This is a genomic window from Szabonella alba, from assembly GCF_016765775.1.
GTDB classification, from domain to species: domain Bacteria; phylum Pseudomonadota; class Alphaproteobacteria; order Rhodobacterales; family Rhodobacteraceae; genus Szabonella; species Szabonella alba.
In genome coordinates this window covers 201,488-215,610 of record NZ_JAESVN010000003.1, presented here as the reverse complement: position 1 = coordinate 215,610, position 14,123 = coordinate 201,488, and the positions used below count along the sequence as shown (strand labels likewise).

Below are 14,123 nucleotides of genomic sequence, written 5' to 3'. Positions count from 1 at the left end.
CTCCAAAGGAGCCGCACATGACCACCCTCATCAAGAACGGCACCATCGTCACCGCCGACCTCACCTACAAGGCGGATGTCCGTATCGAGAACGGCATAATCACCGAAATCGGGCCGAACCTGACCGGCGGGACGGAACTTGACGCCACCGGCTGCTATGTCATGCCGGGCGGGATTGATCCGCATACCCATCTGGAAATGCCCTTCATGGGCACCTATTCGGCGGATGATTTCGAATCCGGCACTCGCGCGGCGCTGTCGGGGGGCACCACGATGGTGGTCGATTTCGTTCTGCCGGGGCAGGGGCAGGGGCTGATGGATGCCGCAAGCATGTGGCACAACAAATCGGGCCGCGCGCATTGCGACTATTCCTATCACATGGCGATCACATGGTGGGGCGAAAAGGTCTGGCACGACATGGCCGACAGCGTGAAGGCGGGCATGACCTCCTTCAAGCATTTCATGGCCTATAAAGGCGCGCTGATGGTCAATGATGATGAGCTGTTTGCCAGTTTCCGCCGCGTGGGCGATCTGGGCGGGCTGGCCATGGTCCATGCCGAAAACGGCGATGTGGTGGCGGAACTGACCGCGAAACTGCTGGCCGAGGGCAATACCGGCCCCGAGGCCCATGCCTATTCCCGCCCGCCGCAGGTCGAAGGGGAGGCCACGAACCGCGCGATCATGATTGCCGATATGGCAGGCGTGCCGCTTTACGTCGTGCATACCAGTTGCGAGGAAAGCCATGAGGCGATCCGGCGTGCCAAACAGCAGGGCAAGCGTGTCTGGGGCGAACCGCTGATCCAGCATCTGACGCTGGACGAGTCGGAATATTTTCATCCCGACTGGGACCATGCCGCAGGGCGCGTGATGTCGCCCCCCTTCCGCAACAAGGCGCATCAGGACAGTCTGTGGGCGGGCCTGCAGGCGGGCACGCTGTCGGTGGTGGCGACGGATCACTGTGCCTTCACCAAGGAGCAGAAACGGTTCGGTCAGGGTGATTTTTCCAAGATCCCCAATGGCACCGGCGGGCTGGAGGACCGGATGCCGATGCTCTGGACCCATGGGGTGAATACCGGCCGCCTGACGCCGAATGAATTTGTCGCCGTGACCTCGACCAATATCGCCAAGATCCTGAACTGTTATCCGAAAAAAGGGGCGGTTCTGGTGGGGGCGGATGCCGATCTGGTGGTCTGGGATCCCGAGGCGGAAAAGGTGATTTCCGCGAAGTCGCAGCAATCGGCCATTGATTACAATGTGTTCGAGGGGCAGGCGGTGAAAGGGCTGCCGCGCTTCACCCTGACGCGGGGGCGGGTGGCGGTGACCGAAGGCAAGGTCGAGGCACAGGAGGGCTGGGGCCAGTTCGTCCCGCGTGAGGCGCGCCCTGCAGTCAACCGCGCATTGAGTCAGTGGAAAGACCTGACCGCGCCGCGCCCGGTGGTGCGGACGGGTGTTCCGGCGACGGGGGTGTGATGGCGCCGAATTCCGACCTTTCGGGCATTCTGGAAGCCTCGCTTTATGTCGGGGATCTGGAGGCTGCGCGCGCCTTCTACGGCGGGGTGCTGGGACTTGACGAGATCGTGGCGCAGGAGGGGCGGCATGTGTTCTTCCGCTGCGGGCAGACCGTGCTGCTCCTGTTCCGGGCCGAGGCCACGCAAGTGCCGCCAGCCCCTGATGCGCTGCCTGTGCCGCCGCATGGCGCGGTCGGGGCGGGCCATGTCTGTCTGGCGCTCGCAGAATCCGGGCTGCAGGACTGGGTTGGTCATCTGCGCGACTCGGGGATCGCAATCGAGGCCGATTTCGATTGGCCCAATGGCGTAAGATCGGTCTATGTTCGTGATCCGGCGGGCAATTCGGTCGAATTCACCTCACCGAAGCTGTGGGGGATCGCGGAATGACCGCAGGAAATGACGCGGTCATCGAAGCCCGCGATGTCAGCCTGACCTTCCAGACGGCGGATGGCCCCGTCCATGCGCTCAAAGACGTGAACCTGACCATCAATCGCGGCGATTTCGTCAGCTTCATCGGGCCGTCCGGCTGTGGCAAGACAACCTTGCTGCGCTCCATCGCGGCGCTGGAATATCCGACGGGCGGGACGCTGACCGTCAATGGCATGACCCCGGATGAGGCCCGGCAGAAGCGCGCCTATGGCTATGTTTTTCAGGCGGCGGGGTTATATCCTTGGCGCACGATCGCAGGCAATATCCGCCTGCCGCTGGAGATCATGGGCTATTCCCGGGCCGAGCAGAAAGACCGGGTTGAGCGGGTGCTGGAACTGGTGGAACTGTCGGGTTTCGGCAAGAAATATCCCTGGCAATTGTCCGGCGGTATGCAGCAGCGCGCCAGTATCGCCCGCGCGCTGGCTTTTGACGCAGATATCCTCTTGATGGATGAACCCTTCGGCGCGCTGGATGAGATCGTGCGCGACCGGCTGAATGAGGAAGTGCTGAAGCTGTGGGCGCGGACGGAAAAGACGATCGGTTTCGTCACCCATTCAATCCCCGAGGCGGTTTATCTGTCCACGAAGATCGTGGTGATGAGCCCGCGACCCGGACGCATCACGGATATCATCGACAGCCCGCTGCCGAAGGAACGCCCGCTGGAGATCCGCGACAGCCGGGACTTCATCGAGATCGCGCATCGGGTGCGGGACGGCTTGCGGGCGGGGCATGGCGATGGAGTCTGAGCCTCGCTTTGACCCAGGGAAGGGGGGCTGTCTGCCCCCCCTTGGCCCTTGCGGGCCAATTCCCCCCCGAAGGTATTTGCGCCAAGATGAACGGAGGACGCGATGAGATCGGTCCTGCCGGTTCTGACCGTTATCGCGGCGATCCTGCTGATCTGGTATGTCGCCGCCGTGGGGATGAATGCGCAATGGGCGCGGGATCAGGCGGCGCGGGCGGGGGTGGAGATCGGCTGGTCCGAGATTGCCGTTGATGCGATGCGGCAGGAACGGCCCGTGCTGCCCGCGCCGCATCAGGTGGCGCTGGAATTCTGGCGCCTGACCTGGACTGAGGAGGTCGAGGGGAGGCGCGGCATCGTGCAATCGGGCAGCCTTTCGAACCGCAGTCTGGTCTATCATGCGCTGGTCACGCTGAGTGCGACCGGGCTTGGTTTCCTGATCGGGGCGGGATTCGGCATTCTGCTGGCCATCGGCATCGTACATAACCGCGCGATGGACCGGGGCGTGATGCCCTGGGCGATTGCCAGCCAGACCATTCCCATTGTCGCCATCGCGCCTATGATCATTGTCGTGCTGAATTCGGTGGGTGTGTCAGGGGTGCTGCCCAAGGCGGTGATCGCGGCCTATCTGAGCTTTTTTCCTGTCGTCGTCGGCATGGTCAAAGGCCTGCGCAGCCCCGATGCGATGCAGACGGATCTGTTGCGCACCTATAATGCCGGGGCCATGCAGGGGCTGGGCAAGCTGCGCTTTCCAGCCTCGATGCCCTATCTTTTTGCCTCGCTGAAGGTGGGGGTTGCGGCCTCTCTGGTGGGCACGATTGTCGCGGAACTGCCCCTTGGCGGAGCGGGTCTGGGCACGCGGCTGCTGGCGGGCAGCTATTACGGGCAGACGATCCAGATCTGGGCCACGCTGATTGCGGCGGCATTGCTGGCGGCGGCGATGGTGGGCGCGGTGGGCATGGTGCAGCGCGTCACCCTGCGGCGGATGGGGATGGCACGATGAAGGGGCCTGCGATCCTGCTGCGCATCATTGCGGCGCTGGTGGCGCTGGGGTTGGCGGCACTGGCCCTGCCGTTGCATGACGTGGTGGCCGTTCCCGTCTTTCTGGCGCTGGTTCCGGCGCTGGCGCTGATCCGCAGCGCGAAGGGCGGGCTGATCGTTGCCCTTGCGGCCTTGGCGGTGATGGCGGGGCCGGGGCTTGTCACTTTCGCCCCCCTTCCCGATGAGGCCGGGACGCTGCCCATGTTGCGGGGACTGCTGCCTGTTCTGCTGGTCTGGCTGCTGCTGTGGCTGGCCGTGGAATCGCTGGCGGCACTGGCGCCCGCATCGCCGCTGCTGCGCCGGGTGCTGGCGGTGGCGATCCCGCTGATCTTCGGCGCGACGATCCTTTGGCTGTGGGAGGCGCTGGTGGCGATCCTTGGCGTTTCCCCGGTGATCCTGCCGCCGCCAAGTGCCATTGCCGCACGCTTTGCCACCAGCCTGCCGGTGCTTTGGGGTGATTTCGTACAGACCGTGGTGAAGGGCGCGCTGTCGGGCTATGTCATGGGCTGCGGCGCGGCGGTGCTGGCAGCGGTGGCGGTGGACCGTTCAACCTTTCTGCAGCGGGGCCTGTTGCCGGTGGGCAATTTCGTCGCCGCCCTGCCGATTGTCGGCATCGCGCCGATCCTTGTGATGTGGTTCGGGTTCGACTGGCAATCAAAGGCGGCGGTGGTCGTGGTCATGGTGTTCTTTCCGATGCTGGTCAACACGGTCGAGGGGCTGAAGGCGTCCGATGCGATGCAGCGCGACCTGATGGCCACCTATGGCGCGGGCTATTGGCAGTCGCTGTGGAAACTGCGTCTGCCCGCTGCGATGCCCTTCATCTTCAACGGGTTGAAGATCTGCACGACACTTGCGCTGATCGGGGCCATCGTTGCCGAGTTTTTCGGCAGCCCGACGCAAGGCATGGGATTCCGCATTTCGACCGAGGTGGGGCGGCTTGGCCTTGACATGGTCTGGTCCGAGATTGCGGTGGCGGCACTGGCGGGGTCGGCCTTCTATGCCGTCGTCGCGGTGGTGGAGAAAGGGGTGACTTTCTGGCACCCGTCACAACGAGGCCGTTGAAAAGGCGGCCCGACATGGAGGTATGACGATGAAGAAATGGATGCTTTCGGCCGCGTCGGTTCTGGCGCTGACAGGGGCGGCATCGGCCGAGGATGTGACGCTGCAGCTCAAATGGGTGACGCAGGCACAATTCGCGGGCTATTATGTCGCGCTGGAAAAGGGGTTCTATGACGAAGAGGGCCTGAATGTCACCATCAAGCCGGGTGGCCCGGATGTCGCCCCGGTGCAGGTTCTGATGGGCGGCGGCGCCGATGTCATGGTCGACTGGATGCCATCCGCACTGGCCGCGCGGGAACAGGGCGCGCCGGTCGTCAATATCGCCCAGCCCTTCAAGTCATCGGGCATGATGCTGACCTGCCTGAAGGAAACCGGCGTGACCGGCCCCGAGGATTTCAAGGGCAAGACGCTGGGGGTCTGGTTCTTCGGCAATGAATATCCGTTCCTGAGTTGGATGGGCACGCTGGGCATCCCAACCACTGGTGGCGCCGAGGGGGTCGAGGTTCTGAAACAGGGCTTCAACGTCGATCCGCTGTTGCAGAAACAGGCGGCCTGCATCTCGACCATGACCTATAACGAATATTGGCAGGTCATTGATGCGGGCATCGCCGAGGATGATCTGGTGACCTTCAAATATGAGGATCAGGGCGTCGCCACGCTGGAGGACGGGCTTTACGCGCTTGAGGCCAATCTTGCCGATCCGGCCTTTGAAGAGAAGATGGTCAAGTTTGTCCGCGCTTCGATGAAAGGCTGGAAATATGCCGAGGAAAACCCGGATGAGGCGGCCGAGATCGTGCTGGACAATGACGAGACCGGCGCGCAGACCGAAAGCCATCAGAAACGCATGATGGGCGAGGTGGCCAAGCTGACCGCCGGTTCGAACGGCGCGCTGGATGTGGCCGATTATGAACGCACCGTTGCAACCCTGCTGGCGGGCGGGTCGGACCCGGTCATCTCGCAAGCGCCGGAAGGGGCCTATACGCTGGCCATCACCGACAAGGCGCTGGAATAAACGGCGAGGCGGCTCAAAAGCCGGCATTGCAAGGGGGAGGCTGTCTGCCTCCCCCGTCCCGTTCCGGGACACCCCCTCCGAGGATATTTGCGGACAGAAAAAGCCGGATTTACGGATCCCCGGATTTACAGGCTCGTTGACAATTTGCATCATCTTGTAAATCGACCGCTCGACATGAGGAATGGGCATGGCGCTATCGGGACTGTCCGGCACAAGGCTGCGTGAGCGGCGGCTGGCGCTGGGGCTGCGACAGGCCGATCTGGCGCGGGCAGCGGGGATCTCGCCGTCATTTCTAAACCTGATCGAGCATAACCGCCGCCGCATCACGCCGCCCGTGCTGGAACGGCTGGCCGGGGCGCTTGGCGTTGATCTGGCGGAACTGGGTGACGGCACGGACCGGCGGCGGATCGAGGATCTGCGCGCGGCGGCAGGCATGCAGGACAGCCCGGTCGAAATGGACCGGATCGAGGATTTTCTGGGCCGGTTTCCCGGCTGGGCCGATCTGCTGCGCGCCCAGCATCGCCGGTTGGGGCAGCTGGAGCGCACGGTCTTTCTGCTTAATGACCGGCTGGGCCATGATCCGCATCTGTCCGCCGCCCTGCATGAAGTGCTCAGCGCGCTGAGTTCGGTGCGCTCGACTGCGGCAATTCTGGCCGAGACCGAGGATATCGAGGCCGAATGGCGCGCACGGTTCCATGCCAATCTGCATGCTGACAGCGAAAGGCTGGCCTCGGGCGCCGAGGTGCTGGTGGCCTATCTCGACGGGTCCGAGGAACGCGCGCAGGATGCGCTGGCCGCCGCCCCGCAGGATGAGGTCGAGGGCTGGCTCGCCGCGCGCGGCTGGCATCTGCCGGAACTGGAACCGGGCGCGGCCGGGCCTGCCGCGCTGCATCCGGCGATTGCGGCGCTGGCCTCGGGGGCGGCGCGGTCACTGGCGGGCGACTGGCTGCGCGTGCTGGAAGATGACGCGGCCCGCATGCCGCTGGCCGAGTTCGAACCGGCGCTGGCCGGCGAAGGCGGCGATCCGATCCGGCTGGCGCGACGGTTCGGGGTCGGGGTTCTGGCGGTCTTCCGGCGCATCGCCTTTCGGGACGGCGCGGTTGAGGGGCTGGTGATCTGCGATGCCTCGGGCACGCCGCTGATCCGCAAGCCGCTGCCCGAATTCGCCCTGCCGCGTTTCGGGGCGGCCTGCCCGCTCTGGCCGCTGTTCACCGCGCTGGCGCGTCCGATGGAACCGGTCTCGGCCCTGGCCGACCTGCCGGGGCTGGTGCCGCAGCGCTTTCATCTGCGGGCCTTTTGCGAACCCGATGCCGTGGCCGGGTTTGACGGGCTGGTGCTGCGCCGCGCGGCGATGCTGATTGCCCCGGATCCCGGTGCGGGCGGGGTGGGGCTGCCCATCGGATCGTCCTGCCGGATCTGCCCGCGTGAGGCATGTCCGGCGCGGCGCGAACCCTCCATCCTTGCCGGGCGGGGTTAGGCCTTCCTCGGCCTTTGACAAGCTGGCGGCTTTGCGCCGATACTCGGATAAATTGTGCGGGGCCGGATTGGCTGCGGTGAACTGCCGGGACGGGCGGGGCCGCGACGTGACCCGAGGGCGCGCTGTGTCCTTGGCGGCGGCACCCGGCGCGCTTGGGGGAGGGGGACCGGAGGCAATGGGGCGCCATGTTCTGTTGATCGAGGATGAACCGCATATCGCCGAGGCGATCCGCTTCATCCTGAATCGTGACGGCTGGCAAGTCTCAACCCATGCCAATGGGCAGGATGCCGTGGCGCGGGTCCATGCGACGCGGCCTGATGTCCTCATCCTTGATGTGATGCTGCCCGGCGCCAGCGGGTTCGAGGTGCTGAGCCAGTTGCGGGCGCAACCCGAAACCGCCAACCTGCCCGTCCTGATGCTGACCGCCAAGGGGCAGGGCCGGGACCGCGAGGCCGCCGAACGCGCAGGCGCGGATCTGTTCATCACCAAACCCTTTTCCAATGCCGAGATCCTGGCCTCGGTCCGGTCGCTGGTGACGCCGTGAAAGCTCCGCTTTTTCTGGCCCGCGCCAGTTACCGCCGCCGCCGCCTGCGTGATGCCGCACGGCTGTTGCCGCTGGTGGGCGCGTTTCTGATCTGGCTGCCCATGCTGTGGGGCAAAAGCGACAGCACCGCACGCGATACGGGCATGGATGTGATCTATCTTTTTGTTGTCTGGACCGTGCTGGTGCTGGCCGCCGCTGTGCTGGCCCCCCGGCTGGGCGGGGATGAACCCGAAAGGACCGTGACCGAGGATGAGGGCTGATGCCGTTCAACATCCTTGTTCTGGCCTCACTGGCCTATGTGATCTTTCTGTTTCTGGTCGCCTTCGTGGTGGAACGGCGCGCAGCGGCGGGGGCGGCACGCTGGCTGCGTTCCCCGCTGGTCTATACGCTGTCGCTGTCGGTCTATTGCACGGCCTGGACCTTTTACGGCGCGGTCGGCTATGCGGCGCGGTCGGGGCTGGAATATCTGACGATCTATCTGGGGCCCACGCTGGTTTTCGTCGGCTGGTGGTGGCTTTTGCGCAAACTGGTGCGGATCGGGCGCCAGCAGCGCGTGACCTCCATCGCCGACCTGATTTCCAGCCGGTATGGCAAGTCAAACCTGCTGGGCGTCATCGTCACGGTGATCTGCGTGGTCGCGGCAACGCCCTATATCGCGCTGCAGCTGCAATCGGTCACGCTGTCCTTCGGGGTCTTTGCCGGGCCGACGGCGGATGGCTGGGCCATGCCAGACCGCGATATCACCTCGATCTGGGTTGCGGGGGGGCTTGCGGCCTTCACCATCCTGTTCGGCACCCGCAATCTTGATGCCAAGGAACAGCATACCGGCGTCGTGACCGCCATCGCGGTCGAGGCGGTGGTCAAGCTGGTGGCGCTGCTGGCGGTGGGGATCTTCGTTGTCTGGGGGCTGGCCTCGGGGCCTGCCGATATCCTGTCGCGGATCCAGTCCTCGGAAATCGCGGAATGGCAGATGAAGCCATCCCGCTGGACGGGGCTGATCCTGCTGTCTGCGGCGGCGGTGATCTGCCTGCCGCGCATGTTTCAGGTTCTGGTCGTCGAGAACAGTGATGAGCGGCATCTGGCAACGGCAAGCTGGGCCTTTCCGCTGTATCTGATGCTGATGAGCCTTTTCGTCGTGCCGATTGCGGTGATGGGGCTGGAACTGATGCCCGAAGGATCAAACCCCGATCTTTTCGTGCTGACCCTGCCGCTGAGCCAAGGGCAGGGCGGGCTGGCGATGCTGGCCTTTCTGGGCGGGTTTTCCTCGGCCACCTCGATGGTGATTGTGGCGGCAATTGCCCTGTCAACGATGGTGTCGAACCATGTCGTCATGCCGCTCTGGCTGTCGCTGCGCCCGGCCCGGGCGGTTTCGGGCGATGTGCGGCGGCTGGTCCTGTTGTCGCGGCGCCTGTCCATCGCGGCGGTGCTGGGACTAGGCTATGCCTATTTCCGGCTGTCGGGCGGGTCCGAGGCGCTGGCGGCGATCGGGCTGATTTCCTTTGTCGGCGTGGCGCAGATACTGCCCGCCATGCTGGGTGGCCTCTTCTGGCGCGGTGCTACTCGGGCGGGGGCTGTGCTGGGGCTGACCATCGGTTTCGCGATCTGGGCCTATGCGCTGTTCTTGCCCTCTTTCGGTCCGGATGCGGTGATTCCGGCACGGGTGCTGGCCGAGGGACCCTTCGGCATGGGGTGGCTGCGCCCGCAGGCCCTGTTCGGTGTCGAGGGGATCGACCCCCTGATCCATGCGCTGTTCTGGTCGCTGGCCTTCAACACGGCGGCGTTCTGCGCGCTGTCGCTGATGTCCTTTCCCGGCCCGGTCGAACGGATGCAGGGCGCGGCCTTCGTCAATGCGTTCGAGGACAGCGCCGCGCCCAACTGGGCGCAGGGCGGGGCCGATCCCGAGGCACTTTTGGTCATGGCGCAGCGCATTCTGGGCGAGGAAGAGGCGCTGGCCTTCTTTGAGGCGCAGGCCCGCGCGCAAGGCAAGGCCGCCTATCTGCCCGATCCGACCCCCGCCTTCATCGAGGGGCTTGAGCGCAGGCTGGCGGGGTCGGTGGGCGCTGCAACCGCCCATGCGATGATTTCGCAGCTTGCAGGCCGGGCCGCCGTATCGGTCGAGGATCTGATGGCGGTGGCCAATGAGGCCGCGCAGATCATGGAATATTCCGCAAGGCTGGAGGAACAGCAGGAGGAACTGACCCGCGCCGCCCGCCAGTTGCGCGAGGTGAATGAGAAACTGACCCAGATTTCGGTGCAAAAAGACGCGTTCCTCAGCCAGATCAGCCATGAGTTGCGCACCCCCATGACCTCGATCCGCGCCTTTTCGGAAATCCTGATGGAGGGCGATATGCCCGCCGACATGGCGACCGGATATGCCAGGATCATCCATGAAGAGGCGATCCGCCTGACGCGGCTTCTGGATGATTTGCTGGACCTGTCAGTGCTGGAAAGCGGCACGGTGCAGCTCAATCTCGGGCTGGCCAATCTGCGCGAGATGATCGACCGTGCGCTGGCCTCGGCGGGGCATACAAGGCCCGAACGGCGCTTTGACATTCAGCGCGATCCGGCATCCGAGGAGATTTTCCTGCGCACCGACAGTGACCGCCTGACACAGGTTTTCATCAACCTGATCTCAAACGCGCGGAAATACTGCGATGCGGCCGCGCCCGAACTGCGCATCCATGTGCGGCGCAAAGGGGCGCGGGTGACGATTGATTTCATCGACAACGGGTCGGGCATCCCCAAGGATCAGCAAACGCTGATCTTTGAGAAATTCGCGCGGCTGACCGATCAGACCCGCGCCGGGGGTGCGGGCCTTGGTCTGGCGATCTGTCGCGAGGTGATGGCCAATCTGGGCGGCACTATCGGCTATCTGCCGGGGCAGGGGCGGGCGGCCTTCCGCATCACGCTGCCCTTGCGGCTGGAACGCGCTGCGGCGGAATGACGGCAGCCCTGGCACGGCGCCTCAGCGCCGTGAACTGCGCGCGTTTGCCTCACCCTGCACGGTGATCTGGCGGATTTCCTGCAGGCGGTGATTGGAAATATAGGCCCCCACCGTGATATGCCGTGATCGCGGGGTTGAGACATTCTGCGCCCGGGTCGGCGGGAAGACGCGGAAATCATAGACCAATGTGCCATCCTCCAGCGGGCGGGGCACAAGCTCGGCCTCCCAATAGCCTTGGGTCGGGGGCAGGCCGGTTGCACGCACGATGGCGCCGTTGGAATTGCGTTCAACCACCAGATCGGTGACCTGCTGCACCAAAAGCCGCGCATCCTGCTGCCCGCTTTCCTGAACCAGGACCGCTGCCGTCTCGCTGGAGCCGCCAAACCAGTTCAATGGATTGAGCCGCGAGCCTCCGAAACCGCAGCCTCCAAGGATCAGCGTTGCGGCAATGCCTGCCAAAAGCGGTTTTTTCATGCCCATGCCCCGGTTTTCCCTCGCATCCCGGCCTGTTCCGGCCCTGTCCTCCCTTGGGTATCCGATGCGGAACCGTTTGAAAAGCATCAGATGGCGCGCGCATGTCTGGACCTTGCGCCCACAAAGCCCTAGCTCTGAACCCCAAGCAGGAAGGATGATGCCGATGGCCAGCGCCGCCTTTGAAGACCTTGCCGAAACATTCGAGTTTCTGGACGACTGGGAAGACCGTTATCGCCATGTGATCGACCTCGGCCGCGCGATGACGCCGCTTGATCCGGCCTTTCGTGTGCCCGCGACCAAGGTCGAGGGCTGCGCCAGTCAGGTCTGGCTGCGCCCCGTGATCAGCGGTGAGGGGCCCGAAGCGCAGTTCGATTTTCAGGGCGAAAGCGACGCGATGATCGTGAACGGGCTGATCGCCATTCTGCACGCCCTGTATTCGGGGCTTACAGTGCGCGAGGTGCTTGCCGTCGATGCCCCGGCCGAACTGGGCCGGCTGGGCCTGAACGATCATCTGTCATCGCAACGCTCAAACGGGTTGCGGGCGATGGTCGAGCGCATCCTCTCCACCGCCGCCGCACAGGTCTGAACCGGGCAGGACCGGCGCGCCACAGCGCCCGGTGCCGTCAGACCGTCAGATCCGCTCAACTGTCACCCGGTCATCGTCAAAGGCCAGATGGCCCGCGATCCGCGCCAGGTCTTCCGGCGGGTTAGGATAGCTCCAGACCGCGTCCGCAATCCTGCCCGCCGCCGTCACGATGCTGAACCATTCGGCATCGCCTTTCTTCGGGCAATGGCTGCGCCGGTCGCTGGGGTCCAGAAACACGGTCGCGATATCGTCGCGCGGAAAATAGATGACGGGGGCACGGTCGCCCTCGGTCAGTTCGACGGCATTGCGGCTTTCGCCCAACACCGCATCGCCGGCCCGCAGGACCCAGATGCCGCCCGGATTGCGCAAGGTGATTCTGTCCTTCATCGCGTCCCTCATTCCTTCCTGTCCTTCGGTCCCGTTCCCCGCCTTGCCAAGCGCGGCGACCGCCATCCTGTCAGACCGGCGCGGTTGCACGCCCCAACCATTCCGCCGCTTCAGCCGACAGATGCGGCAGCAGCGCTGCCCGCACATCGCCATGATAGCGGTCGATCCAGTCCCGTTCGCCGGGTGAAAGCATCGTCGTGACGATCAGCCGCCGGTCCAGCGGAGCCAGCGTCAGCGTTTCAAAGCGCAGGTGATTGCGCTGTGCATCGCCGCCGGGCAGGGGCGGCGCCGGTTCCACCACCACCAGATTCTCGATCCGGATGCCAAAGGCGCCCTCCCGGTAATAGCCGGGTTCATTCGACAGGATCATCCCCGGTTCCAGCGGCACCTCGGAAAGGCGCGACAGGCGCTGCGGCCCTTCATGCACCGACAGGAACGCCCCGACGCCATGGCCTGTGCCATGGTCGTAATCCTGTCCCGCCATCCACAGCGCCGCCCGCGCCAGCGGATCCAGATCGCGCCCAGCAAGGCCTTTGGGCCAGCGCGCCCGCGAAATCGCGATCATGCCTTGCAGCACGCGGGTGTAGCACTCGGCCTCTTCCTGCCCGACCGCGCCCACGGCCACGGTGCGGGTGATATCAGTCGTGCCATCGACATATTGACCGCCGCTGTCGATCAGCAGCAATTCGCCCGCCCGCACCGGACGGTCGGTGTCCCATGTCACACGGTAATGAATCACCGCGCCATGCGGTCCCGCCCCGCAGATCGTGTCAAAGGACAGGTCATGCAACCTGTTCGTAGCGCGGCGGAAGCCCTCCAGCGCCTCGACCACGGCAATTTCGGTCAAACCGCCATTCGGGGCCTCCCGGTCCAGCCAGCACAGAAATTCAACCATTGCCGCGCCGTCGCGCAGATGGGCGGCGCGGCTCGCGGCAATCTCGGCCCCGGTCTTGCGGGCTTTGGGCAGGCGGCAGGGGTCTTCGCCCCATGCCACAGCGACCTGCGCCGCCTCCAGTGCGCGGCTGACGGCCAGCGGGGCGCTGGCGCGGTCGACGCGGACCGGTCCTGGCAGATTGTGCAGCGCAGTCAGGAAATCCTGTGGCGGACGGATGGTCACCTGCGGCCCCAATATCGCGCGCAGATCATCGCCGAATTTCACATCGGGGGCGAAAATCTCAAGCCGTGCATCGTCATGCAGCAGGGCAAAGGCATTCACGACCGGGTTGCGCGGCACATCCGCGCCCCGGATATTGACCAGCCAGCACAGGCTGTCAGGCAGGGTCACGACCGTGGCGCGCTGACCGGCGGTGCGCAGAATGGCCGCAATCTCATCACGCTTGGCCGCAGCAGTTTGCCCGCAGAACTCTTCGGGCTGGGCAAAGGCGGGCGACAGGGGCGGCGCGGGTTGGTCCGGCCAGATAGCATCAATGAAATTGTCGGTTTCACAAAGCGTTACGCCGCTTCCCTCAATCGCTTTCTCAAGCACCGCAATCTCATCCGCCGTATGCAGCCACGGATCGAACCCGACCTTGCCCGCATTCAGATTGGCGCGGATCCAGTCACCGGGCCGGGTTTCGGGCCAGGGCACCGGGGTATAGACCGCCAGATCGACCTCGGCCTTGACCTGTACGCGGTAGCGCCCGTCGATGAACACACCGGCCAGATCGGGCAGCACCACGGCCAGCCCGGCCGAGCCGGTGAAGCCTGTCAGCCAGGACAGCCGCGCATCGCGGGGGGGCACATATTCCCCCTGATGGGCGTCCGCACGCGGCACGATGAACCCCGACAGCCCCGCCTTGGCCAGTTCAGCGCGCAGCCGCACCAGACGCGGTGCCCCCTGTGCCGGTTTGGCCTGACTGTCGAATGACTGAAACACCGCTTGATCCCCTTTTTCCGTCCGGACATCTCCCGGGGTGAATTGGCC

Annotated in this window: 14 protein-coding genes; 11 read left to right on the top strand and 3 right to left on the bottom strand. The window is 64.9% G+C overall.

Translation table 11 applies throughout. From position 1 onward, the window contains the following. The first annotated feature begins 17 nt into the window (after positions 1–17). The 10 genes from hydA (at position 18) to JL811_RS08570 (ending at position 10,752) form a co-directional block, all read left to right on the top strand. Positions 18–1,469: a dihydropyrimidinase gene (gene hydA / locus JL811_RS08615; RefSeq protein WP_202688141.1), complete on the top strand. Its 1,452-nt coding sequence runs from the start codon at positions 18–20 to the stop codon at positions 1,467–1,469. Next, the gene (locus JL811_RS08610) at positions 1,469–1,894 is read left to right on the top strand and encodes a VOC family protein (protein ID WP_202688139.1); all 426 of its coding nucleotides are present in this window, start codon (positions 1,469–1,471) and stop codon (positions 1,892–1,894) included. The genes hydA and JL811_RS08610 overlap by 1 nt, the downstream gene beginning before the upstream one ends. Continuing rightward, on the top strand, positions 1,891–2,682 hold the full coding sequence (locus tag JL811_RS08605) for an ABC transporter ATP-binding protein (RefSeq protein WP_202688137.1): 792 nt from the start codon (positions 1,891–1,893) through the stop codon (positions 2,680–2,682). The genes JL811_RS08610 and JL811_RS08605 overlap by 4 nt, the downstream gene beginning before the upstream one ends. Before the next feature lie 102 nt (positions 2,683–2,784). Then, positions 2,785–3,678 carry an ABC transporter permease gene (locus JL811_RS08600; protein ID WP_202688135.1) on the top strand — a complete coding sequence of 298 codons (894 nt, stop codon included), beginning with the start codon at positions 2,785–2,787 and terminating at the stop codon, positions 3,676–3,678. 239 nt (positions 3,679–3,917) lie between these two features. Beyond that, positions 3,918–4,778: an ABC transporter permease gene (locus JL811_RS08595; protein ID WP_202688507.1), complete on the top strand. Its 861-nt coding sequence runs from the start codon at positions 3,918–3,920 to the stop codon at positions 4,776–4,778. Between the two features lie 28 nt (positions 4,779–4,806). Next, positions 4,807–5,787 (top strand): ABC transporter substrate-binding protein, encoded by a 981-nt coding sequence (locus JL811_RS08590; protein WP_202688134.1) that lies wholly within the window; start codon positions 4,807–4,809, stop codon positions 5,785–5,787. Between the two features lie 187 nt (positions 5,788–5,974). Then, a complete protein-coding gene (locus JL811_RS08585) occupies positions 5,975–7,264 on the top strand; it encodes an XRE family transcriptional regulator (protein WP_202688133.1) in 1,290 nt (429 codons plus the stop codon). A gap of 175 nt (positions 7,265–7,439) precedes the next feature. Beyond that, a complete protein-coding gene (locus tag JL811_RS08580) occupies positions 7,440–7,808 on the top strand; it encodes a response regulator transcription factor (RefSeq protein WP_202688131.1) in 369 nt (122 codons plus the stop codon). Beyond that, positions 7,805–8,068, top strand: coding sequence for a hypothetical protein (locus JL811_RS08575; protein ID WP_202688129.1), 264 nt, complete (start codon positions 7,805–7,807; stop codon positions 8,066–8,068). Before JL811_RS08580 ends, JL811_RS08575 begins: the two co-directional genes overlap by 4 nt. Further along, positions 8,068–10,752, top strand: a complete 2,685-nt coding sequence (locus JL811_RS08570) for an ATP-binding protein (RefSeq protein ID WP_202688127.1) — start codon at positions 8,068–8,070, stop codon at positions 10,750–10,752. The genes JL811_RS08575 and JL811_RS08570 overlap by 1 nt, the downstream gene beginning before the upstream one ends. 21 nt (positions 10,753–10,773) lie before the next feature. Here JL811_RS08570 and JL811_RS08565 read toward each other — a convergent pair whose 3' ends face one another. Next, entirely contained in the window at positions 10,774–11,226 is a 453-nt protein-coding gene (locus tag JL811_RS08565; RefSeq protein WP_202688125.1) for a hypothetical protein, read from the bottom strand. 163 nt (positions 11,227–11,389) lie between these two features. Here JL811_RS08565 and JL811_RS08560 point away from each other — a divergent pair, with 163 nt between their 5' ends. Continuing rightward, positions 11,390–11,812 (top strand): SufE family protein, encoded by a 423-nt coding sequence (locus JL811_RS08560; RefSeq protein ID WP_202688123.1) that lies wholly within the window; start codon positions 11,390–11,392, stop codon positions 11,810–11,812. A gap of 45 nt (positions 11,813–11,857) precedes the next feature. On the opposite strand, the gene JL811_RS08555 is transcribed toward JL811_RS08560, so the two are convergent. Next, the gene (locus JL811_RS08555) at positions 11,858–12,199 is read right to left on the bottom strand and encodes a DUF427 domain-containing protein (RefSeq protein WP_202688121.1); all 342 of its coding nucleotides are present in this window, start codon (positions 12,197–12,199) and stop codon (positions 11,858–11,860) included. Positions 12,200–12,269: 70 nt separating this feature from the next. Beyond that, complete coding sequence (locus JL811_RS08550) at positions 12,270–14,075, bottom strand: M24 family metallopeptidase (RefSeq protein ID WP_202688119.1); 1,806 nt, start codon at positions 14,073–14,075, stop codon at positions 12,270–12,272. Between the last annotated feature and the right edge of the window lie 48 nt (positions 14,076–14,123).